At 72.9% G+C, this 22,736-nt stretch carries 17 protein-coding genes; 12 read left to right on the top strand and 5 right to left on the bottom strand.

What is annotated here, in order from left to right; genetic code table 11:
• Nucleotides 1–86 precede the first annotated feature (86 nt).
• Genes ACIRFH_RS03490 through ACIRFH_RS03500 form a run of 3 tightly spaced genes read left to right on the top strand, consistent with a single transcriptional unit; the run spans nucleotide 87 to nucleotide 3,638 of the window.
• A complete protein-coding gene (locus ACIRFH_RS03490) occupies nucleotides 87–1,958 on the top strand; it encodes a hypothetical protein (RefSeq protein ID WP_403516867.1) in 1,872 nt (623 codons plus the stop codon).
• Between the two features lie 49 nt (nucleotides 1,959–2,007).
• Nucleotides 2,008–2,469 (top strand): hypothetical protein, encoded by a 462-nt coding sequence (locus ACIRFH_RS03495; RefSeq protein ID WP_403516868.1) that lies wholly within the window; start codon nucleotides 2,008–2,010, stop codon nucleotides 2,467–2,469.
• Between the two features lie 59 nt (nucleotides 2,470–2,528).
• Nucleotides 2,529–3,638, top strand: a complete 1,110-nt coding sequence (locus tag ACIRFH_RS03500) for a glycoside hydrolase family 26 protein (RefSeq protein ID WP_403516869.1) — start codon at nucleotides 2,529–2,531, stop codon at nucleotides 3,636–3,638.
• A gap of 149 nt (nucleotides 3,639–3,787) precedes the next feature.
• Here ACIRFH_RS03500 and ACIRFH_RS03505 read toward each other — a convergent pair whose 3' ends face one another.
• Nucleotides 3,788–5,371, bottom strand: coding sequence for a lipopolysaccharide biosynthesis protein (locus ACIRFH_RS03505; RefSeq protein ID WP_403516870.1), 1,584 nt, complete (start codon nucleotides 5,369–5,371; stop codon nucleotides 3,788–3,790).
• The gene (locus tag ACIRFH_RS03510; RefSeq protein WP_403516871.1) at nucleotides 5,364–6,533 is read right to left on the bottom strand and encodes a DegT/DnrJ/EryC1/StrS family aminotransferase; all 1,170 of its coding nucleotides are present in this window, start codon (nucleotides 6,531–6,533) and stop codon (nucleotides 5,364–5,366) included. The genes ACIRFH_RS03505 and ACIRFH_RS03510 overlap by 8 nt, the downstream gene beginning before the upstream one ends.
• 402 nt (nucleotides 6,534–6,935) lie before the next feature.
• Between ACIRFH_RS03510 and fahA the strand changes: the two genes are divergently transcribed.
• The 8 genes from fahA (at nucleotide 6,936) to ACIRFH_RS03550 (ending at nucleotide 16,551) form a co-directional block, all read left to right on the top strand.
• Nucleotides 6,936–8,147 (top strand): fumarylacetoacetase, encoded by a 1,212-nt coding sequence (fahA, locus tag ACIRFH_RS03515; RefSeq protein ID WP_403516872.1) that lies wholly within the window; start codon nucleotides 6,936–6,938, stop codon nucleotides 8,145–8,147.
• A gap of 278 nt (nucleotides 8,148–8,425) precedes the next feature.
• Nucleotides 8,426–9,364, top strand: coding sequence for a M56 family metallopeptidase (locus ACIRFH_RS03520; RefSeq protein ID WP_403516873.1), 939 nt, complete (start codon nucleotides 8,426–8,428; stop codon nucleotides 9,362–9,364).
• Nucleotides 9,365–9,723: 359 nt separating this feature from the next.
• Nucleotides 9,724–10,512 carry a GntR family transcriptional regulator gene (locus ACIRFH_RS03525; protein ID WP_403516874.1) on the top strand — a complete coding sequence of 263 codons (789 nt, stop codon included), beginning with the start codon at nucleotides 9,724–9,726 and terminating at the stop codon, nucleotides 10,510–10,512.
• A gap of 48 nt (nucleotides 10,513–10,560) precedes the next feature.
• Nucleotides 10,561–10,788: a ferredoxin family protein gene (locus tag ACIRFH_RS03530; protein ID WP_010986276.1), complete on the top strand. Its 228-nt coding sequence runs from the start codon at nucleotides 10,561–10,563 to the stop codon at nucleotides 10,786–10,788.
• Between the two features lie 13 nt (nucleotides 10,789–10,801).
• Nucleotides 10,802–12,163: an ABC transporter substrate-binding protein gene (locus ACIRFH_RS03535; RefSeq protein WP_403516875.1), complete on the top strand. Its 1,362-nt coding sequence runs from the start codon at nucleotides 10,802–10,804 to the stop codon at nucleotides 12,161–12,163.
• Nucleotides 12,160–13,044 (top strand): ABC transporter permease, encoded by an 885-nt coding sequence (locus tag ACIRFH_RS03540; protein ID WP_403516876.1) that lies wholly within the window; start codon nucleotides 12,160–12,162, stop codon nucleotides 13,042–13,044. Before ACIRFH_RS03535 ends, ACIRFH_RS03540 begins: the two co-directional genes overlap by 4 nt.
• Nucleotides 13,022–13,810 carry an ABC transporter ATP-binding protein gene (locus ACIRFH_RS03545; protein WP_403516877.1) on the top strand — a complete coding sequence of 263 codons (789 nt, stop codon included), beginning with the start codon at nucleotides 13,022–13,024 and terminating at the stop codon, nucleotides 13,808–13,810. Before ACIRFH_RS03540 ends, ACIRFH_RS03545 begins: the two co-directional genes overlap by 23 nt.
• A gap of 11 nt (nucleotides 13,811–13,821) precedes the next feature.
• Complete coding sequence (locus ACIRFH_RS03550; protein ID WP_403516878.1) at nucleotides 13,822–16,551, top strand: fumarate reductase/succinate dehydrogenase flavoprotein subunit; 2,730 nt, start codon at nucleotides 13,822–13,824, stop codon at nucleotides 16,549–16,551.
• Nucleotides 16,552–16,584: 33 nt separating this feature from the next.
• Here ACIRFH_RS03550 and recQ read toward each other — a convergent pair whose 3' ends face one another.
• Nucleotides 16,585–18,600 (bottom strand): DNA helicase RecQ, encoded by a 2,016-nt coding sequence (gene recQ, locus ACIRFH_RS03555; protein WP_403516879.1) that lies wholly within the window; start codon nucleotides 18,598–18,600, stop codon nucleotides 16,585–16,587.
• A gap of 232 nt (nucleotides 18,601–18,832) precedes the next feature.
• Between recQ and ACIRFH_RS03560 the strand changes: the two genes are divergently transcribed.
• Nucleotides 18,833–19,432 (top strand): Uma2 family endonuclease, encoded by a 600-nt coding sequence (locus tag ACIRFH_RS03560; RefSeq protein ID WP_403516880.1) that lies wholly within the window; start codon nucleotides 18,833–18,835, stop codon nucleotides 19,430–19,432.
• Between the two features lie 77 nt (nucleotides 19,433–19,509).
• Here the strand turns inward: ACIRFH_RS03560 and nuoN are convergent, their stop codons facing one another.
• Entirely contained in the window at nucleotides 19,510–21,168 is a 1,659-nt protein-coding gene (nuoN, locus tag ACIRFH_RS03565; RefSeq protein WP_403516881.1) for an NADH-quinone oxidoreductase subunit NuoN, read from the bottom strand.
• Nucleotides 21,165–22,736 (bottom strand): NADH-quinone oxidoreductase subunit M, encoded by a 1,572-nt coding sequence (locus tag ACIRFH_RS03570; protein ID WP_403516882.1) that lies wholly within the window; start codon nucleotides 22,734–22,736, stop codon nucleotides 21,165–21,167. The genes nuoN and ACIRFH_RS03570 overlap by 4 nt, the downstream gene beginning before the upstream one ends.

The raw sequence follows: 22,736 nt of genomic DNA on the forward strand, positions 1-22,736 counted from the left end.
TGCCCGCCCACGTGGACGAGTCTGCGGATTTTGGTGTGAAAAGCCGAGAAAATTCCTATAGTTGACCCGGGGAGGGGAGTCTCAACGTGCAGCACCATGTGCCCGTACCGACCGCCGAGAGCAGTGTGCTGCCTGCCCCCGGCCCCGCCGCCGGCCCGGGGCGCGCGGGCCACGGGCCGTCCCGCCTCCCCGCCGCCGGCCTGCTGACCCTGCTGCTCGCGGCCTGCCTGTGGATCTACGCGCTGCCCCGCATCGGTTTCCGGGAGATGGGCGACTACGGCCTGCTGGACCGCCTGCCCGTCGCCTACTACCTCTCGCTGCTCGTCCTCACCGCGGGCTTCGTCCTCAGTCTCCGGCGCGCCGCCGCCGCGCCCTGGTGGCCGGCCGCGCACTGCGCCGCGCTGCTGTTCGCCCTCAAGGCCCCGCCGGCGGTGCTGTACGACGCGGTGCGCTACCCGTGGGCCTCCAAGCACGACGCCGTCGTCAACACGCTGCTGGCCAACGGCGAACTGCGCCCGGGGGCGGCCCTGTCGGGCAACATGTCCGCGTACGACCAGTGGCCCGGCTTCTTCACGCTCAACGCGGCCCTGACCCGATCCCTGGGCGTGGAGAGCGCCGCCGCGTACGCGAACTGGGCTCCGATCGTCTTCGGCCTGCTGATGATCCCGGTGCTGGTCCTGATCTACCGCACCTTCTGCCGGGACTGGCGGCTGGTGTGGACCGCCGTCTGGATCTTCCAGCTCGCCAACTGGGTGGGCCAGGACTACTTCGCCCCGCAGGGGCTCGCCTACCTGCTGCACCTGACGGTCATCGCGGTGGTGCTGCGGCACTTCGTGCGCCCCGGCTCCGCCGGGCGGCTGCGCGACCGCGGCTTCCTCGACCCGGCGGCCGCCGCCGTGCCGCCGCCCACGAACCACCGGCAGCGCGCCGTCTGCGTCGTGGTCCTCGCCCCGCTGATCGCCGCCGTCAACGCGACGCACCAGCTGACCCCGGTGATGCTCTGCGTCTGCCTGCTCGCGCTCAACCTGACCCGCCGCTACCGCAACGTCGGACTGCTGGCCGTCGCCGTGCTGCTGATGCTGACGTGGGATCTCACCATGGGGCGGCCCCTGTTCACCGAGACGCTCTCCACCCTGAAGGAGTCGATCGGCGAGCTGACCCAGAACTCCCGCGCGGGTTACGCCGGACAGCTCACCGGGCCCGGGCCCGAACTCGCGGGCAGGGCCAACGTGCTGATGGTCCTCGCGATCGTCGTCCTCGCCGGCGCGGCCGTCGTGCTGCGGCGCCGGCTGACCCGCGGCGCGCTGCCGCTGCTGCTGGTCTCCGTCGCCCCCGTGCCGCTGTTCGCCGTCAACGACTACGGCGGCGAAATGCTGTTCCGCGTCTACCTGTTCGGCCTGCCCGGTGCCGCCTTCTTCGCCGCCGCCGCCCTCGTGCCGGCCGCCACGGCCCGCCCGGGCCGGGCGAAGGTCCTGCGGAACAGGGCCGCGGCCGTCGCCCTGCCCGCCGTACTGCTGGTGCTGCTGGCCGGCTTCCTGCCGTCGTACTACGGCAAGGAGAAGATGTACTACACGCCGCCCGAGGAGACCGCGCTGGTCACCCGGGCCCTCGACAGCGCCCCCGACGGCTCGCTGATCCTCGCCACCACCGGCTCCTTCCCGCAGGCGCTGCACCGCTACGACCAGCTGGAGCACTGGTACTTCGCCGAGCAGGAGCTGCCCGAGAACGAGAGGATGCTGAAGGACCCCGCCGGTTACCTCGCCGAGGGGATCCCACCGGGAACCAGGACGTACGTCATCCTCACCCGCACCCAGGACATCTACACCGCCGGAGAGGGTCTGCTGCCGGCCGGCGGCTTCGAGACGCTGCGTACGAAGCTGACCGCCTCGCCGCTCTTCCGGACCGTCGAGAGCCGTCCGTACGGCGTGGTCCTGGAGTACCGGCCGGCCGGCCGCTGAACGACCACAAGGTGATCGCAGTGACGACGAAGGGCAGTCAGGTCAGTCCATGAACACCACCCCGGACTCCGCGGACACCGACAACAGCACCGGGACGGCGAAGGTCCTCGGGCTCACCCCGACACGCCTCAGAGTCCTCGTCGCCGCCTCGGGCTGGCTCGCCCTGGCCACCACCGCCCTGCCCGGCCCCTCGCCGCTGCGCTGGATACCGGTGCTGCTCTTCGTCCTGTTCGGGCCGGGCTGCGCGGCGCTGTACCCGCAGCCCGCCGGGCTGGCCGCCGGCGCCCGGCTGGAGGCCGTCGCGCTCGTCGCGCCGATCAGCCTCTCGCTCGGCGTCCTCACCGCCACCTCGCTGTTCCTGGTGGAGGGCTTCTCGGCCACCGCCTTCCTCGTCCCGCTCGCCGTCTTCACGACGGTCACCGCGGCTCTGCCCGGGCTGCCGCTGCCGGCCGCCCGGCGCGGCGCGGTCGAGCGCGCCGCCCGCCGCCCGACGGGTGGTGGCGGCACATGACGGGCCGGCACCGGTCGGGCGGGCCGCACACACCGCCCGCGACCCACGGAGTGATCGACATGGGGGGCGCCGCGAAGCGCACCTACACGGCCGTCGTCCTGGTCGTGGTGGCCGCACTGCTCGCCGGGCTCGGCATCTGGGCCGGCCGCTCCGAGGACCCGAAGCCGCCCGCCGCCGGCGCCATGCCCGACAACGCGGCCTCCGGCACGCTGCCCACCGGCCCCTGCGCCCCCACGGACACCCTGGTCCCGCGCTGCGGCGCCTGGTGGGGCGCCTACGTGCCGTACGCGGAGAACGGCTCGCTCAAGGACGCCGTGCTCGGCTTCGAGAAGCGGATCGGCCGCAGGCTCGACCTCGTCTACAACTACCACGACATGTCCGGCACCGAACTCGACGGACAACTGCTCACGCCCGACGAGCAGGAGCTCGGCAGGGACCGGCTGCTGATGCTCGCCTGGGAGTCCACCGTGTGGACCGAGCCGCACCACGAGAACTGGACGGAGACCCAGCTCGGCTGGAAGAACATCGCCTCCGGGCGGTACGACGAGGAGATCCTCGACCCGCAGATCCGGCGCATCAAGGCCTACGGCAAACGCGTCTTCCTCTCCTTCGACCAGGAGACCGACGCCCGCATCAAGGAGGGCGCCGGCACCCCGGAGGAGTTCGTCGCGGCCTACCGGCACCTGCACGACCGGTTCCGGGAACTGGGCGCCGACAACGTCGTGTGGGTGTGGACCGTCTCCGGTTACCTCGGCAGCGCGCGGCAGATGAAGGCGCTCTACCCGGGGGACGCGTACGTCGACTGGATCGCCATGGACCAGTACAACTACTACCAGTGTCACGACACGACCGACTGGAAGGACTTCCTGCGCAGCCAGCAGCCCAGTTACGAGTGGCTGCGCGCCAACGTCACCGACGAGAAGCCGGTGATGCTCGCCGAGTTCGCCACCGCGCCCGACGCCGACAACCCGGTGCGCCAGCGCGACTGGTACACGCAGATCCCCGCCGCCGTGAAGAAGCTCCCCGAGGTGAAGGCGCTGGTCCACTGGAACCGGCCGACCTCCGACGAAGCCGCGTGCGACCTCACCGTCGACGACGGCCCCGGTCTGGAGGGGTACCGGGAGGCCGGGAAGAACGGGTACTTCCACCAGCCGGTGCCGACCCGCTGACGGGGCGCGTGCCCGTGGCCGTGACCGGCCGCCGAGGAAGCCGGCGTGCGCCGGGCGGGCGTGCACGAAGTCGGCGGGCCCGGTGCCCCCGGTCGCAGCTCCGCGGCGCGGCCGGGGTGGCCGTCCCGACGGCGGGAAGGGAGCGTTCCTCAGCCCCCGCGGCCCGGCTCGTCCACCCCGCCGGCGGACTCGCCCGCGCCGGACCGGTGGCGTCGCACGATCAGCGCCATCGTGTCGGCCTGCAGCGCCTCGCGCTCGTAGCCGGGGCGGCCGACGAACAGCGTGACCGTGTCGTCGTCCGCCCCCCGCTCGTACGCGGCCCGGCGCGCCCAGCTCGTGCCGTACCCGGCGGTGGCGTTCAGCCGTGCCCAGCGGGTGCCGTAGCCGGGATCCTCCGCGTCCCCGCCGGGGCCGCCCGTGCCGCCCCCGCGCAGGGCGGACCGCAGACCGGGCACACAGCCGACGGCGACCAGGGACATGCTCAGCAGCACCGCCCACCCGGCGCCCGCGATCCCGGCCGGGGCGAACAGCACGGCCGCGCTGCCCAGGACGAGGGTGCACATGGCGCCCTGCACGGCGGCGAGCACGCCGGTGCGGCCCTGGACGCGCAGCACCCCGATGTACAGCTCGACGACGATCCTCGGCAGCGCCCCGACGGCGAGCAGCCGCAGCACCGTGGAGCCGTGCTCGGCGTAGTCCTCGTCGAAGGGGGCGAGGATCTGCGGGGCGAAGACGACCAGGAACAGCACCACCGGCACCAGCAGCAGCGTCATCCGGCGCAGCGCCCCGCGGACGCCGTCGGCGAGACGGCGCGGATCGTGCGAGGCGTGGGCGGTGAGCGAGGAGGCCATGTTGATGGCCATGAACTCCATCGTGCCGCCGACCGTGTACGCCACGTAGAAGAAGCCGTTCTCCGCGGCGCTGAAGCGGACCGCGACCATCACCGGCAGCAGGTTGATCATCGCCAGGCTGAACAGCGCGCCCATGGAGTCCCCGGCCAGGAAGCGGCCCATCTCCCGCACCCCGGGCGGCTCCACGTCGCGGTCGGCGGCGGCCTGGCGCGGGATGAGCCTGCGGAAGATCAGCCAGCCGAGCGGCAGCGTGGAGAAGGCGATGGCCACGGCCCAGGACACGAAGATGCCGAGCACCGGCAGCGCGGAGGCGAAGACGGCCAGGAGGACCAGCTTCCCGACCGAGAACACCGCGTTCCCGGCCGGCACCCACTCGGCCTTGCGCAGCCCGGTCAGCACCCCGTCCTGCAGGGTGAGCAGCGCCCAGGCCACGCACGCGGCGACGAACAGGGCGCCCGCCGCAGGGGTGCCGAGCGGCGCGTACGAGGCACCCCACAGGTCGAGGGTGAGCAGGAAGACCACGGCGGCCACGACCACGACCACCGAACTGGCCACGTACGCACGCCGCACCAGCGTCCCGGTCGCCCGCCCGGCGCGCGGCACGAAGCGGACGACGGCGCCGATCATCGTGGTCGCCGTGATGCTGGCGAGCAGCCGCATCGCGGCGATGGCGGCCGAGCCCTGGCCGACGGCCTCCTCCGAGTAGTAGCGGGCGGCCACGAACCAGAAGCCCAGGCCGAGCACGGCGGAGACGCCGGTGCTGAGCATGAGGAAGTAGGCGTTCTTGAACAGCGAGTCGGAGCCCTGCCCGCCGCCGGACGGCTCGGGGCCGCCGCCCGCGGACGCCGCGGCGGCGTCGTCGTGCACCCGCGTCTCAGCCACGGGACGATCCCGCCCCGTCCGGCGCCCCGGCGGGCCGAGCCCCCGACTCCTCCAGCACCCGAACGACCGCACGGGCGCGCAGCGGGTCCACGGGCAGCGCGTGCCGCGCGAACCAGCGCGCCCCCTCGGGGCTGGGCGAGAGGTCGGTGAACTCCGCGCCCGCGTAGTCGTCCAGCGGCGGATCGTAGAGGTAGCCGACGACGATGCCCCGCCGGGCCAGCGCCCCGATCGCCGCGTCCCGGTCCGCCACGAACAGCGGCACCCGGAACAGCGGCTGCGCCCTCTCCGGCCGCCGGCCGCCGGCCGGGTGCGCCCAGCGGGTCGACAGCAGCAGTTCGGTGCCCGCCCGGCAGCCCGCGAGCACGTCGTCCAGCCGGTCGAGTCTTCGCCCGACGCGCCCGAGCCGGAACCGGCCGGACCGCAGGCGGTAGTCGTGCATGTCGACGCGGACCCAGGGGTCGTGCGCCTCCAGGTCCGGTGCCGAGGCGACCGCCCGGGTCAGCGCCTCCGGCCGCAGCGGCATCCGGATCCCCTCGCGCTCCGTCCTCCCCAGGAGCCGCAGCGTGGCCCAGGCCGCCCGGCGCAGCCGCAGACCGCGCACCGCCGCCTCCGCGTACGGCCGTACGGCGTAGGCGGCCTCGGCCGTGGTCCGGCGCGGCAGCAGCAGGTCGTCGCAGGACTTCGCCAGCGCCTCCCGCAGCCCCGGGTCGGCGACCGAGAGGAACCCGCCGGCCTTGGCGCCGACGTGCTTGGACAGGCTGAACACGGACGCGTCGCCCCAGGTGCCCACGGGCCGCCCGCCCACCTCGCTGCCGATGGCGTGCGCCGCGTCCTCGAACAGCGGGATGCCGAGCGCGTCGCAGCGCTCCCGCAGCCGGGGCGCCGGGTCCGGGTTGCCGTACAGGTTGGTCGTCAGTACGGCGGACAGGGAACCCCACACCTCGTCGGGCACGGCGTCGACGTCGACGGACGCGTCCAGCGGATTCAGCGGCGCCTGCACCGGCCGCAGCCCGGCGGCGAGGACGACGAAGAAGATGACGTCGTCGTTGACCGGCGACATCAGCACCCGGCCGCCCGGCGGGCACCAGTGACGCAGGGCCGCGTACAGCCCGAAACGGCACGACGGTACGTATACGCATTCCCGGCCGAGTCGGCCGCGCATGGTCTCTTCGAGCCGCTCTCTCGGCTGCGCATCGGACCGCGCCGGACCCGGACCGGACTGACCTGTGGTCATCCGCCCCCCTGAGGTGCCGTCGGAACGCCCCCTCCCCGAGGCCTTCCGGCACACGTCCAGAGTCACCCCGTTCGCACCGCTCCGTCAAGATTGCGTTCCGGCCTGTGGACGACTTCCCGCACACGGGTGGTGGCGGAGCGCCACGGCCCCAGGGGCCACTCTCCTCACCGCCCGCGCCGCTGCCGGACCGCTCCCCGCCCGGCAACGCCTGTCCCCGCCGGGCGCCGCCACCTCTTCGGACACTGCCCAAGAGGCGTGTGCCACCCGTAACGTGTGGCACGGCCACGGATCACGTGGCGCACGGCGAGCACGAAAGCGAGGCAGCACCCGATGCCCCCCTTCGATGTCCCCGAGGGCGATCCCTTCGGCCCGCACAACCTCCCGTACGGCGTGTTCTCGATCCGCGGCGCGCAGGAGCGGACGGTGGGCGTCCGGCTCGGCGACCACGTCCTGGACGCGGGCGCGGCGGCCCACGCGCTCGGCTCGCCGTACGCGTCCCTGCTGGCCCGGCCCACCCTGAACCCGCTGCTGGCGGCCGGCCGCACCGCCTGGTCGGACGTGCGGCGCGCGCTGACGGCCTGGGTGACGGTCCCGTCCCACCGGGAGGCCCTGGAGCCCCTGTTCCACCCCCTGTCGTCGGTGACCCTGCACCTGCCCTTCGAGGTGGCGGACTACGTCGACTTCTACGCCTCCGAGAACCACGCCCGCAACGTCGGCCGGATCTTCCGCCCCGACGCCGAGGACTCCCTCACCCCGAACTGGAAGCATCTGCCGATCGGTTACCACGGCCGCGCCGGCACGGTCGTCGTGTCCGGCACGGACGTCGTACGGCCCTCCGGGCAGCGCAAGGCCCCCACCGACGCCGCTCCCGTCTTCGGCCCGTCCGTCCGCCTCGACATCGAGGCCGAGGTCGGCTTCGTCGTGGGCACGCCGTCCGAACAGGGCCACCCGGTGGCGCTCGGCGACTTCCGCGAGCACGTCTTCGGGCTGTGCCTGCTCAACGACTGGTCCGCGCGGGACGTCCAGGCCTGGGAGTACGTCCCCCTCGGCCCGTTCCTCGGCAAGTCCTTCGCCACCTCGGTGTCGGCCTGGATCACGCCGCTGGACGCCCTGGAGGAGGCCCGGGTGGCCCCGCCGGAGCGCACCCACGCGCTGCTGCCCTACCTGGACGACGCCGGGGAGGAGCCGGGCGGTTACGACCTGCGGATCTCGGTCGCGGTCAACGGGCACGTGGTCTCCGAGCCGCCCTTCTCCACCATGTACTGGACCGCCGCCCAGCAGCTGGCCCACATGACCGTCAACGGCGCCTGTCTGCGCACCGGTGACCTCTACGGCTCGGGCACGGTGAGCGGGCCCGCCGAGCGGGAGCGCGGGTCGCTGCTGGAACTGACCTGGAACGGCCGCGATCCGCTGGAACTCCCCGACGGCAAACGGACGTTCCTGGAGGACGGGGACGTGGTGACCCTGTCGGCGTGGGCGCCGGGCCCGGGTGGCCTGCGGGTGGGGCTCGGGGAGGTGACCGGACGGGTGGTCGGCCGGTGACCGTCCGCGGGGGCGGGCCGGGGCGGCCGTCTCGCCCCCGCCCGTACGGGAACCCGATGTCCGTCGGCACCTGACTCGCACCGCCCGTCCCCGTCATACTGGCGTCGGGCGGTGTGCGCGGCACGCCCGCCCTCCAGGACGGCTCGGACCCGTGGCACGCCCCGGACCGGGCACGGACCTGAGCCGCAGCACCGCCGCACAGCACCAGCACACCGCCGTACACCACCACAGCACCACAGCCAGAGCCGCCTTTCCGACCAGGATCCGGAGCCCGTGGCATGACCGTCTGCCTGCTCCTGCTGTTCGCCGTCGCCGTGACCGCCGCCGTGCCGGTACCGCGCGCGCTGACCCGCTCCGCGTGGCCCGAACGGGACCCCGTCGTCGCGCTGTGGGTGTGGCAGTGCCTGGTCGCCACCGTCCTGCTGTGCTGCCTGACGTCCCTCGTCCTCGGTGCCGCCGCCGTCTTCGGCACCGTGCGCGCCCAGTTGTTCGCCCCTGCGCCGCCGGCGGTGACCGCCGCCTACGACCTCTCCGCCGGTCCGGTCTGGGCGGCCGTCCTCACCCTGCTGCTGGCCGGCGGCGCCGCCTGGACGACCGCGATGCTCGCCCGCGAGCTCGTCGAGGCCCGCCGGCGCCGCGCCCGGTCCCGCGCGCACCTGCGCGAACGCGCCCCCGACCTGCCCGCCGGCCTCCCCCGGGCCCGCGGTCCGCTCCTGGTTCTGGAGGACGAGTACCCGGACGCCTGGTGGATGCCCGGCAGCCCGCCCCAGCTGATCGTCACCACCGGTGCCCTGCACCGCCTCACCGACCATCAGCTCGACGCCGTGCTCACCCACGAGCGCGGTCACGCCCGGGCCCGGCACGACTGGCTGCTGCACCTGTCCACCGCCCTGGCCACCGGCTTCCCCCGGGTCCCGCTCTTCTCCCACTTCTGCGACCAGACCCACCGCCTGGTCGAACTCGCCGCCGACGACACCGCCTCCCGCCGCTGCGGCCACCTGACCACGGCGCTGGCCCTGATCGAGCTCAACCAGCACCGAGGCGTCCTGTCCTGCGCCTCCAGCCACCGCCTCCTGGGCGAACGGGTCGACCGCCTCCTGGAACCCCCGCCCCGCCTCTCCCCCCGCGACCGCGCCCTGACCACGGCGACAGCCGCCCTGGTCCCCCTCCTCCCCCTCCTGATCACCTTCGCCCCGGGCCTGACGGCGCTGACCTGACCACGGCCGCGACCGCCTCAGCCGCGGGCGAAGCCCCATGACCGCGGGCAGAGTCGTGCCTCCCCCGGTGCCTGAACGGCCTGGGAGGTGCCCCCAGGGGCGGCACGGGTGGGCGCTGGGGGTTACCCCCTCTGGGGGAGGAGGCACCCCGCTACGCCGGGCCACACACCCCAACCCCGCCCGGCGCCGACGCCGCGCGCCGGCACCCCGGACCACCACAGCCACCTCCCATCCGCCCCGGTGGCACATCTCCCCCACCTGCCAAGAAACCCCAGCTCACCCCCACCCCCGGCGGCGCCCCCGGTGGCGCAACAATCCAGCAACACCGCCAACCCCACCGGATAGGTATGGTTCCCGCCATGCCCCCCACCGACCGCATCCGCGACCACGCCGGCCAGGGCGCGACCACCGTCGCCGCCCACCGCGCGCGGCGCCGGCTGCGCGCCGATCGGGCCCGCCAACTCGCCGATCTGCTCCGCCGCCAGATCCTCACGGAGGCCTTCCCCGACGCCACGCTCCCCCACGAGGACGCCCTCGCCACCGAGTACGGCGCCTCCCGCAACACCGTCCGCGAGGCACTGGGCCTGCTCCGCGCCGAAGGCCTCGTCGCCCGCCAGCCCGGCGTCGGCACCGTGATCGTGGCCCGCAAGTACGCCCACGGCCTGGACCGTCTGATGGGTCTCGCCGAGACCCTGCACGAACACGGCCGAGTCACCAACGAGGTCCGCACGACGGTCCCGGTCCGCGCCCCCGCCCCGGTCGCCGAACGCCTTCACGTCCCACCCGGCACCGACGTCCTCTACATCGAGCGCCTGCGCCGCCTGAACGGCATCCCGCTCTCCCTCGACCTCACCTACCTGCCCCTCGACATCGGCACCACCCTGCTCGGCGCCGACCTGGAGAACACCGACGTCTTCCGCCTCCTGGAGTCCGTCACCGGCCGGCCGCTGGGCCACGCCGAGATCACCCTGGAGGCGGTCACCGCGGACGCGCACTGTTCCGCCGTGCTCGAGGCCCCGCGCGGCACCGCGGTCCTCATGCTGGAACGCCTCACCCACCTCGCGGACGGCCGCCCCGTCGACCTGGAGTTCATCCGCTTCCGCGGTGACCGCATCGCGATGAGCGGCCTCCTGCACCGGTCCCGGTAACCACCTCCGGCAACCACCCTCCTTCGCGCACACTCCCTGGAGACAGCCATGCCCTTGGCGCCCCAGCGGGCCGACGTGCCCGTGACCATCGACGAGTCGAAGTGCATCGACGGCTGCACGCTCTGCGTGGACATGTGCCCGCTGGACTCCCTCGCCATCGACGAGAGCAACGGCAAGGCGTACATGCACGTCGACGAGTGCTGGTACTGCGGTCCGTGCGCCGCCCGCTGCCCCACCGGGGCCGTCACGGTCAACATGCCCTACCTGCTCCGGTGAGAGGCCGACTCGAATGAAACCCGAACGCTCCGCCGTCCTGGCCACCGCGGCCGCCGCCGCCCTGCTCCTCCCCCTCACCGCCTGCGGCGGCAGCGCGTCGGCCGACGGCGACGACTCGACGGTCACCGTGACCGTCGGCTACCAGTCCCGCACGATCAACACGGTCACGGCCGGCACCCTCCTGCGCTCCCTCGGCTACTTCGAGAAGCAGCTCGCCGCCCTCGGCGACGGCGTCACCTACAAGGTGAACTGGCAGGACTACGCGACCGGCGCCCCCATCACCGCGCAGATGACCGCCGGGAAGATCGACATCGGCTCGATGGGCGACTTCCCGCTGCTCATCAACGCGGCCCGCGGCAAGCAGCTCGGCAAGCCGACCCGTCTGGTCTCGGTCACCGGCTACAACCTCCGCGGCGGCCTCAACACCATCGTCACCGCACCCGACTCCTCGCTCACCTCCCTGGAGGACCTCAAGGGCAAGAAGGTCTCCACCAGCGTCGGCTCGGCCGCCGACGGCACCCTCGTACGCGCGCTCCAGCGGGCCGGACTCGACCCGGACGAGGACATCGAGAAGCTCAACCAGCAACCGGCCGTGGGCGTGTCCGCCCTGGCCGCGGGCAGCGCGGACGCCCTGTCGCAGTTCGTCGCCTGGCCCGGCCTGCTCGCCCAGCAGGGCAAGGCGAAGGCGTTGTACGACGGTGCGCAGCTGAACCTTCCCACCTTCCACGGGGTCACCGCTCGCGAGGACTTCGCGAAGAAGCGCCCGGCCGTGCTGGAAGCCTTCCTGAGGGCCCAGACGCAGGCGACCGACTACCTGAACGCGCACCCGGTGGACGCCGCCGAGTCGGTCGCGAAGGCCACCGGCCTGCCCGCCGAGGCCGTCTACCTCTACAACGGCGCCCAGGGCATCGCCACCTTCGACCCGGCGATCAGGCCCCAGCTCGTCGCGGCCCTGAAGGAGGACGTGTCGGTCCTCAAGGACGCGAAGCTGACCGGCGACGTGGACGTGGACGCCTTCGTCGACGACCGGTACGTGCGCAAGGCGCTCGGTCCGGCGCGGTACGCCGAACGGCTCTCCGCCACGCCCCCGGAGCCGGCCGGCGAGGTCTGGCCCGAGGGTGCGCGGAAGACCGTCCCCTTCACCTCCCCCGCCGCCCTGCTGCGGCACGTCGCCGCGCACCGCGACGGCGTCCGGGCCGCCTACGTCCCCGACACCACCACCGGCACCCTCTGGTTCGCCGACCGGTCGGTGTGGGTGGCCGACGGCGACGAGCTGCTGCCCTTCGTCGCACCGGCGACCGCCGAGGCGTACCTCGCCGGGCACGGCGGGGCACGCGTCGTCACGTACGCCGAGGCACTGGAGCGAGCGTCGTGACCCGGTACGCGCTGCGCGTCGCCTCGCTCGCCGTCGCCCTCGGCCTGTGGCAGCTGCTGACCGGCCGGGACATCGATCTCTGGCTGCGCTTCTCGCAGTTCCCCACCGTCACCGACGTGGCCCGCACCTTCGCCGACCGGCTGGCCGGACCCGACTACTGGACGGACCTCACCGACAGTCTCACCCGCATCCTCACCGGCTTCCTGCTCGCCGCCGTCCTGGGCGTGGCCACTGGCGTGCTCGTGGCCCGTTCGCGGCTCGCCGAGGACCTCCTCGGCCCGCTGCTGGAGGTGATCCGCCCGGTACCGGCCATCGCGCTGGTCCCCGTCGCGATCCTCCTCTTCCCCTCCAACGAGCAGGGCATCGTCTTCATCACCTGCACCGCCGCGTTCTTCCCGGTCCTGGTCTCCACCCGGCACGCGGTCCGCGCGCTGACCCCCGTATGGGAGGAGGCGGTGCGCACCATGGGCGGCGGCCGGTGGCGGGTGCTCGGTTCGGTCGTCCTGCCGGGCGCGCTGCCCGGCGTGTTCGGCGGCCTGTCGGTCGGGATCGGCGTGTCGTGGATCTGCGTGATCTCCGCCGAGATGATCTCCGGCCAGTACGGCGTCGGGTACCGCACCTGGCAGGACTACACCGTCGTCGACTACCCGGGCGTGTTCGTCGGCATGGTCACCATCGGAGTGCTGGGCTGGCTGACCTCCACGGGCGTGGAACTGCTGGGCCGCCGCCTGACCCGCTGGCTGCCGCGCGCCTCGTACGGCCCCGGCACCGTTCGCCCCACGGCCACGCGGCCCGGCACGGCCGCACCCTCCGCCCGCACCGCCGTACGCAAGAGCGCCGACCCCGAGGAGGCACATGATGAGCACCTCGTCCGAGACTGAGACCCGTCCGGCGGCCGCCCCGCGGACCTGCCCGCATGGCACGCGTCTCACCCTGCGCGACACCGTCCTCGGCCGCCCGGACGCCCCCGCGCTGACCGGTGTGGACGTGGATGTCCGCCCCGGTGAGGTCCTCACCGTGGTCGGCCCGTCGGGCTGCGGCAAGTCGACGCTGCTGCGCACCCTGGCCGGGCTGCTGCCCCCGCTGGCCGGAACCGTCGAGCAGGACGGCCGGCGCATCGACGGGCCGGGGGCGGACCGCGCGCTGGTCTTCCAGGAGGACGCCCTCCTGCCCTGGCGCTCGCTGCGCGCCAACGTCGAACTCCCCCTCGCCATCCGGGGCCTGCCCCGCGTCGAACGCCGGGAGCAGGCGGCGTCCTGGCTGGAGCGGGTGGGACTCGCCGCGCACGCCCGGCAGTTGCCGCACCGCGTCTCCGGGGGCCAGCGCCAACGCGCCCAGTTGGCCAGGGCCCTCGCCGCGCGTCCCCGTGCCGTCCTGATGGACGAGCCCTTCGGCGCCCTCGACGCCCAGACCCGCGCCGGCATGCAGGACCTGCTGGTCGAGGTGCTGCGCGGCACGGGCGCGACCGTCGTCTTCGTCACCCACGACGTGGACGAGGCGCTGTTCCTCGGCGACCGCGTCGCCCTGCTCGGCTCCGGCCGGCTCACCGCCGTACGCGACGTGCCCCGGCCCCGGGACCGCACCGCGCACGACGACCCGGCCCGCGTGGCGCTGCGGCGCGACGTCCTGACCTCCCTCGGCACCTGAAAGGCACTCTGGTGAAGATCCCCGCCCTCACCGACGCCGAAGAACTCTCCTGCGACGTCCTCGTCATCGGCGGCGGCACCGCCGGCACCATGGCCGCGCTGACCGCCGCCGAACACGGCGCCGACGTCCTGCTGCTGGAGAAGGCCCACGTCCGCCACTCCGGCGCCCTCGCCATGGGCATGGACGGCGTCAACAACGCCGTGATCCCCGGCCGTGCCGAACCCGACGACTACGTCGCCGAGATCACCCGCGCCAACGACGGCATCGTCGACCAGTCCACCGTCCGCCAGACCGCCACGCGCGGCTTCGCCATGGTCCGGCGACTGGAGTCGTACGGGGTCAAGTTCGAGAAGGACGAGCACGGCGACTACGCCGTCCGCCAGGTGCACCGCTCCGGCTCCTACGTGCTGCCGATGCCGGAGGGCAAGGACGTCAAGAAGGTCCTCTACCGGCAGCTCCGGCGCCGCGAGATGCGGGAGCGGATCCGCATCGAGAACCGCGTGATGCCGGTGCGGGTCCTGACCGCGGAGGGCCGGGCGGTGGGCGCGGCGGGCTTCAACACCCGTACGGGACAGTTCGTGACCGTCCGCGCGGGAGCCGTGGTCCTGGCGACCGGCGCCGCCGGCCGGCTCGGCCTGCCCGCCTCCGGCTACCTCTACGGCACCTATGAGAACCCCACCAACGCGGGCGACGGCTACGCCATGGCCTACCACGCGGGCGCCGAGCTGACCGGCATCGAGTGCTTCCAGATCAACCCTCTGATCAAGGACTACAACGGCCCCGCCTGCGCCTACGTCGCCAACCCCTTCGGCGGCTACCAGGTCAACCGGCACGGCGAGCGCTTCGTCGACTCCGACTACTGGTCGGGCCAGATGATGGCCGAGTTCGCGGCGGAGGTCGCCAGCGACCGCGGCCCGGTGTACCTGAAGCTCAGCCACCTCCCGGAGGAGTCGGTCGCCGCCCTGGAGTCGATCCTGCACTCCACCGAACGCCCGACCCGCGGCACCTTCCACGCGGGCCGCGGCCACGACTACCGCACCCACGACGTCGAGATGCACATCTCCGAGATCGGCCTGTGCGGCGGCCACTCCGCCTCCGGCGTCCGCGTCGACGACCACGCCCGCACCACCGTCCCCCGCCTCTACGCCGCCGGCGACCTGGCCTGCGTGCCGCACAACTACATGATCGGCGCGTTCGTCTTCGGCGACCTGGCGGGCGCCGACGCCGCCCGGTACTCGGCGTACACGGGCGAGCTTCCCGCCGACCAGGTGCGCGAGGCCCACGAATTGGTCTACCGCCCGCTGCGCAACCCCGACGGCCCGCCGCAGCCCCAGGTCGAGTACAAGCTGCGCCGCTTCGTGAACGACTACGTGGCCCCGCCGAAGTCCGGGGCGCGGCTGTCGCTCGCCCTGGAGGCGTTCGAGCGGATGCGCGCGGACATCGCGACGATGGGCGCGCGCACTCCGCACGAGCTGATGCGCTGCGCCGAGGTCACCTTCATCCGCGACTGCGCGGAGATGGCCGCCCGGGCCTCCCTGGCCCGCACGGAGTCCCGCTGGGGCCTCTACCACGAGCGCGTCGACATCCCCGAACGCGACGACGCCTCCTGGTTCCACCACCTCGATCTGCACAAGTCCCCCTCCGGTGCGATGGAGTTCACGGCCCGCCCCGTTGCTCCCTATCTGGTGCCGGTCGACGAGTTCACGCCGGTCGGCGGCTCCTCCCGGCACCTCGGCGAGGTGCACCCGGAGCAGGTGGCGACGGCCGGCGCCCGCGACGCCGCGCCCCGTGCCACGGGAGCACTGCCCACGGTGGCCCCCGGCGACGGCGGCCACGCGACCGCCGAACCGGCCACGACGGCCTCGCCCCGGCTGCTGGAGCTGCTGGCCCTGGCCGAGAACGAGCCCGAACTCGCCGCCCTGCGGCCTTACCTGTCCGACGCCGAGCCCGCCGTCCGGCGCACCGCCGTCACCGTGCTGACCGAGACCGTGCCCGCCGGCACCGGTCCGGCGCTCGCCGCCGCCCTGTCCGATCCGGACGGCGAGGTACGCGCCGCCGCCGCGGCCTCGCTGCGCGAACTGGCCGAGACGCTGACACCCGAACCGGCGCTGGGCGAGCCCCTCGTCCGGGCGCTGGACCGGTCCGACCCCGTGGTCCGCGCCACCGCGCTCGACCTGCTGCGCATCCTGCGGCTGGGCGACCCCGGCATCTTCACCGAGGCCCTCGGCGATCCGGACACCTCGGTGCGCATCGAGGCCGTACGCGGGCTGGTCTCCCTGGACGCCGCGGAGTCACTCTCCGCGGTTGCCGAGGACCCGTCCCGCGAGGTCCGGGTCGCCGTCGCCAAGGCGCTGGGCACGCTGCGGGCGGTGCCCCGCACCGGCGGCGCCCACGACCGGCTCACCGAGGACCCCGACGCCCTGGTCCGCGGCGCGGCCTTCGCGGCGCTGGCGGAGACGGGCTGCCCCGCCCCGCTGGCGGCACGGGCGGTCGCCGCACTGTCCGATCCCGCCTGGCAGGTCCGGGCGGGCGCGGCCACGGCGCTGTCCGCCGCCGTGTCCGACGCCGCGGTCCCCGTCCTCGCCAAGGTCCTCGCCGATCCGAACGCCGATGTCCGCAAGGCGGCCGTCCTGGCCCTGACCCGGCACACGGCCACCACCGAGGACGCCAGGACGGCGCTCGCGACCGTCACGAGCGACACGGACGCCGACGTGAGGGCCTACGCGACCCGGGCACTGTGACGCCGTGGACGCGAAGGCCCTGCGGGTGAGTCCCTATATCCAGTCGTCGGGCTCGGGCTCGTGGTCATGCTCGGGTTCGTGCTCGGGCCAGTCGTCGGCGCCGGACCGCGCACCGGAACCCGTGCCCGGTCCGGCCGATGGAGCCGGCGCAGTGTCGGCGACCGGTCCGTCCGGTCCGGCCAGTCCCGCCAGCACCTCGACCACACCCTCCCCGTACGTCGCCAGCTTCTTCTCGCCGACCCCGCTGATGCCTCCGAGCTGCCCGACCGAGGTCGGCCAGACGGTGGCGATCTCCCGGAGCGTGGCGTCGTGGAAGATGACGTACGCCGGGACGCCCTGCTCGCGGGCCTGCTCCGCCCGCCAGGCGCGCAGCGCCTCGAACGCGGGCAGCAGCTCCTCGGGCAGCTCGGCCGCGGGGGCCTTGGCCTTGCGGTCGCCGCGCCCGCCGCCCGCCGACCTGGCCGTGGCCGGCTTCTTGGGCTCCTTGCGCAGCGGCACCTCGCGCTCCCGCCGCAGCACCGCCCCGCTGGCCTCGGTCAGCACCAGCGTGCCGTACTCGCCCTCGACCGCGAGCAGCCCCTGGGCCAGCAGCTGGCGGGTGACGCCCCGCCACTCGGCCTCGGACAGTTCCTCGCCGATGCCGAACACGGAGAGCTGGTCGTGGTCGAACTGGATCACCTTCGCCGTGCGCTTGCCCAGGAGAATGTCGATGATCTGCCCGGCGCCGAACTTCTGGCCGCGCTCCCGCTTCAGCCGCACCACGGTCGACAGCACCTTCTGCGCCGCCACCGTGCCGTCCCAGGTCTCGGGCGGGGTGAGGCAGGTGTCGCAGTTGCCGCAGCCGGCCGGGTCCGGGTCCTGCCCGAAGTAGGCGAGGAGCTGGCCGCGGCGGCACCGGACGGTCTCGCACAGGGCGAGCATCGCGTCCAGGTGGGACTGGGCGCGGCGGCGGAACGCCTCGTCGCCCTCACCGGACTGGATCAGCTTGCGCTGCTGGATGACGTCGTTGAGCCCGTACGCCATCCAGGCGGTCGACGGCAGTCCGTCCCGCCCGGCGCGCCCGGTCTCCTGGTAGTAGCCCTCGATCGACTTGGGCAGGTCCAGGTGGGCGACGAAACGGACGTCCGGCTTGTCGATGCCCATGCCGAAGGCGATGGTCGCCACGACCACCAGGCCCTCCTCGCGCAGGAACCTCGACTGGTGCGCCGCGCGGGTGCCCGCGTCCAGGCCCGCGTGGTACGGCACGGCCTCGACGCCGTTGCGCGACAGGAACTCGGCGGTCTTCTCGACGGAGTTGCGCGAGAGGCAGTAGACGATGCCCGCGTCCCCGGGGTGCTCCTCGCGCAGGAAGCTCAGCAGCTGCTTCCTGGGGTCGGTCTTCGGCACGATCCGGTACTGGATGTTGGGCCGGTCGAAGCTGGCCACGAAGTGCCGCGCCGCCGGCATGTTCAGCCGCTCGGTGATCTCGCGGTGGGTGGCGTGGGTGGCCGTCGCCGTGAGCGCGAGCCGGGGCACGTCCGGCCAGCGCTCGCCGAGCAGGGACAGCGCCAGGTAGTCGGGGCGGAAGTCGTGGCCCCACTGGGAGACGCAGTGCGCCTCGTCGATGGCGAAGAGGGAGATCTTGCCGCGGGACAGGAGATCGAGGGTGGACTCCAGCCGCAGGCGCTCGGGGGCCAGGTACAGCAGGTCCAGCTCGCCGGCGAGGAACTCGGCCTCCACCACGCGCCGCTCGTCGAAGTCCTGCGTGGAGTTCATGAACCCGGCGCGCACGCCGAGCGCCCGCAGCGCGTCGACCTGGTCCTGCATCAGCGCGATCAGCGGCGAGACCACGATGCCCGTGCCGGGCCTGACCAGGGACGGGATCTGGTAGCACAGCGACTTGCCGCCGCCGGTGGGCATGAGAACGACGGCGTCGCCGCCCGCCACCACGTGGTCGACGACCGCCTCCTGCTCGCCGCGGAAGGCCTCGTACCCGAAGACCCGGTGCAGCGTGGCCAGCGTCTCGCTGTCCAGCCGCCTGGTCTCTGCCGTCTCTGCCGTCTCTGTCATCTCGTCGATCACGCCCATCGTCCCGTCCCCCGTATGTCCTGTCGCGCCCGTCCTGTCCCGACCACTGCCTCAACGATAGGGGCCCGCGCCGACAGCCCCGGAGTTGTCCACAGGCTGTCCGACGTGACCCGCGTCAAGGACACGGCGATCGTTCACACGTTCGCGGGAGACCCGTCCGTTTCCGGCGGATAGTCTGATTGCACCCGCGAGACTCCGTCCCATGGGAGCACTGATGAGCGTCGCACCGAAGGCGTCCACACCCGCCTGGCCGGTCCCGCCCGAGGGCGGCTGGACCGCGGACGACCTGGACCGGCTTCCGGACCTGCCTCCGCACACGGAGCTGATCGACGGGAGCCTGGTCTTCGTGAGTCCGCAGACCCTTTTCCACTCACGCGCTGTGAGCTTCTTCGAATGGCAGCTTCAGTCCCTCGCGCCGGCGGAGTTCGAGGTCATCCGCGAGTTCACCATCGACATCGACCGGCAGAACCGGCCCGAGCCTGATGTCATCGTCGTGCGGGGCGACGTGGTCGACGACCCGGAGCAGACACGCTATCCCGCCGAGGCCGTCACCCTGGCCATCGAGGTCGTCTCCGCCGAGTCCGTCTCCCGCGACCGCGAGACCAAGCCCCTCAAGTACGCCCGGGCCGGCATCGCCCACTACTGGCGGGTGGAGAACGAGAAGGGCCTCGCCGTCGTCCACGCCTTCGAACTGGAGCCCACCACCGGCGCCTACACCAGCGTCGGCATCTTCCGCGAACGCATGAAGGTGAGCACGCCCTTCCCGATGGACCTGGACCTGACCGCCATCAAACCGCGCCGCGGCGGCGAGTAGCCCCAGCGCACACGGCTGTGGTCCGGCACCCCTGCGAAGAGGTGCCGGACCACAGCCGTAAAGGCACAAACGCAGCCTCAGCGCACGAACACCCCCGCCTGTCCCGCCAGGTCCAGGAAGTACTGCGGCGCCACGCCGAGCACCACCGTGACCGCCACGCCGACGCCGATCGCCGTCATGGTCAGCGGGGACGGCACCGCGACCGTCGGGCCCTCCGGCCGCGGCTCGCTGAAGAACATCAGCACGATCACGCGGATGTAGAAGAACGCCGCGATCGCCGACGAGATCACGCCGACCACGACCAGCGGGGCCGCGCCGCCCTCCGCCGCCGCCTTGAACACGGCGAACTTGCCCGCGAACCCGGAGGTCAGCGGGATGCCCGCGAAGGCCAGCAGGAACACCGCGAACACGGCCGCCGCCAGCGGCGACCTGCGCCCGAGCCCGGCCCACTTCGACAGGTGGGTCGCCTCGCCGCCCGCGTCGCGCACCAGCGTGACCACCGCGAAGGCGCCGATCGTCACGAAGGAGTACGCGGCCAGGTAGAAGAGGACCGACGAGACGCCGTCCGGCGTGGTCGCGATGACACCCGCGAGGATGAAGCCCGCGTGCGCGATCGACGAGTACGCCAGCAGCCGCTTGATGTCCGTCTGCGTGATCGCGACGATCGCGCCGCCCAGCATGGTGACGATCGCCACCGCCCACATCACCGGCCGCCAGTCCCAGCGCAGGCCGGGCAGGACGACGTAGAGGATGCGCAGCAGGGCGCCGAAGGCCGCGACCTTGGTCGCCGCCGCCATGAAACCGGTGACCGGCGTCGGCGCGCCCTGGTACACGTCCGGCGTCCACATGTGGAACGGCACCGCGCCCACCTTGAACAGCAGGCCCATGACGATCAGCGCGGAGCCGACGAGCAGCAGCGCGTCGTTGCCCATGGTGTCCGCGAGCGCCGGGGTGACGTTCTGGACGGTGCCGTCGACGACCTGCGCGATCGTGCCGTACGACATCGAACCCGCGTAGCCGTAGAGCAGGGCGATGCCGAACAGGGTGAACGCGGAGGCGAACGCGCCGAGCAGGAAGTACTTGACCGCCGCCTCCTGCGACATCAGCCGCTTGCGCCGGGCCAGCGCGCACAGCAGGTACAGCGGGAGGGAGAAGACCTCCAGGGCGACGAAGAGCGTCAGCAGGTCGTTGGCCGCCGGGAAGACCAGCATGCCGGCGACGGCGAAGAGCAGCAGCGGGAACACCTCGGTGGTGGTGAACCCGGCCTTCACCGCCTTCTGCTCGCTCTCGCTGCCCGGCACGGACGCGGCCTGCGCGGCGAAGGAGTCGACGCGGTTGCCGTGCGTCTCCGGGTCGAGCCGCCGCTCGGCGAAGGTGAACACGCCGACCAGCGCCGCCAGCAGGATCGTGCCCTGCAGGAAGAGGGCCGGTCCGTCCACGGCGATGGCGCCCATCGCCGCGATGCCCGCCTTGGTCGTGCCGTATCCGCGCGCCGCGAGCGCGACGACCGCGGCGAAGGCGGCGACGAGCGCGACGACGGACACGAACGTCTGGACGTAGTAGCGGGACCTGCGCGGCACGAAGGCCTCGACCAGGATCCCGACGATCGCCGCGCCGATGACGATGAGCGTGGGCGCGAGCTGCCCGTACTCGATCTTCGGTGCGTCGATCTTCGCGATCGGGTCGGCCGCCGTTGCCGCCGTTGTCCACAGGTCGTGGACGGCTGATGCGCTCACTTGGCCGCCTCCACCTCGGGCTGGGGGTCCTTCTTGTGTACGTCGGACATGGTCTGCCGCACCGCCGGGTCGATGATGTCCGTGACGGGCTTCGGGTAGACGCCCAGGAAGATCAGCAGCGCCACCAGCGGCGCCACGACCACCAGCTCCCGCACCCGCAGGTCGGGCAGGGCCGTCACCCCGGGCTTCACCGGCCCGGTCATCGTCCGCTGGTAGAGGACGAGGGTGTAGAGCGCGGCGAGGACGATGCCGAAGGTGGCGATGATGCCGATCACCGGGTAGCGCGTGAACGTCCCCACCAGCACCAGGAACTCGCTGACGAAGGGCGCGAGGCCCGGCAGGGACAGGGTGGCCAGGCCGCCGATCAGGAACGTGCCGGCGAGTACCGGGGCCACCTTCTGCACACCGCCGTAGTCGGCGATGAGCCGCGAGCCGCGCCGGGAGATCAGGAATCCGGCGATCAGCATCAGCACGGCGGTCGAGATGCCGTGGTTGACCATGTAGAGGGTGGCGCCGGACTGGCCCTGGCTGGTCATCGCGAAGATGCCCATGATGATGAAGCCGAAGTGCGAGATCGACGCGTAGGCGATCAGGCGCTTGATGTCACGCTGGCCGACCGCGAGCAGCGCTCCGTAGATGATGCTGATCACCGCCAGGACGAGGATCGCGGGCGTCGCCCACGTGCTCGCCTCCGGGAACAGCTGGAGGCAGAAGCGGAGCATCGCGAAGGTGCCCACCTTGTCGACCACCGCCGTGATGAGCACGGCGACCGGCGCGGTGGCCTCCCCCATCGCGTTGGGCAGCCAGGTGTGCAGCGGCCACAGCGGCGCCTTCACCGCGAAGGCGAAGAAGAAGCCGAGGAACAGCCAGCGCTCGGTGCTGGTCGCCATGGACAGCGAGCCGTCGGCCCGCGCCTCGGCGATCTCGGTGAGGGAGAAGTTCCCGGCGACCACGTACAGCCCGATCACCGCGGCCAGCATGATCAGACCGCCGGCCAGGTTGTAGAGGAGGAACTTCACCGCCGCGTACGACCGCTGCGTCGCCGCCGTCTGCTCGCCGTGCTCGTGGGCCCGGTCCCCGAAGCCGCCGATCAGGAAGTACAGCGGGATCAGCATGGCTTCGAAGAAGATGTAGAAGAGGAAGACGTCGGTGGCCTCGAAGGAGATGATCACCATCGCCTCGACGGCGAGGATCAGGGCGAAGAAGCCCTGCGTCGGCCGCCACCGGCTGCTGCCGGTCTCCAGCGGATCGGCGTCGTGCCAGCCGGCGAGGACGATGAACGGGATCAGCAGGGCGGTCAGCGCGATCAGCGCCACCGCGATGCCGTCCACGCCCAGCTCGTAGCGGACGCCGAAGTCCGCGATCCAGGAGTGGGACTCGGTGAGCTGGTAGCGGTCGCCGCCCGGGTCGAAGCGGACCAGGACCACGATCGCCAGGACCAGTGTGGCCAGCGAGAACAGCAGCGCCAGCCATTTGGCCACGGTGCGCTTCGCGGCCGGCACGGCGGCCGTGGCGACGGCCCCGACGGCCGGGAGCACCGCCGTCGCTGTCAGCAGGGGAAAGGACAT

Source organism: Streptomyces sp. NPDC093586, assembly GCF_044764905.1.
In the GTDB taxonomy this organism is placed as follows: Bacteria; Actinomycetota; Actinomycetes; order Streptomycetales; family Streptomycetaceae; genus Streptomyces.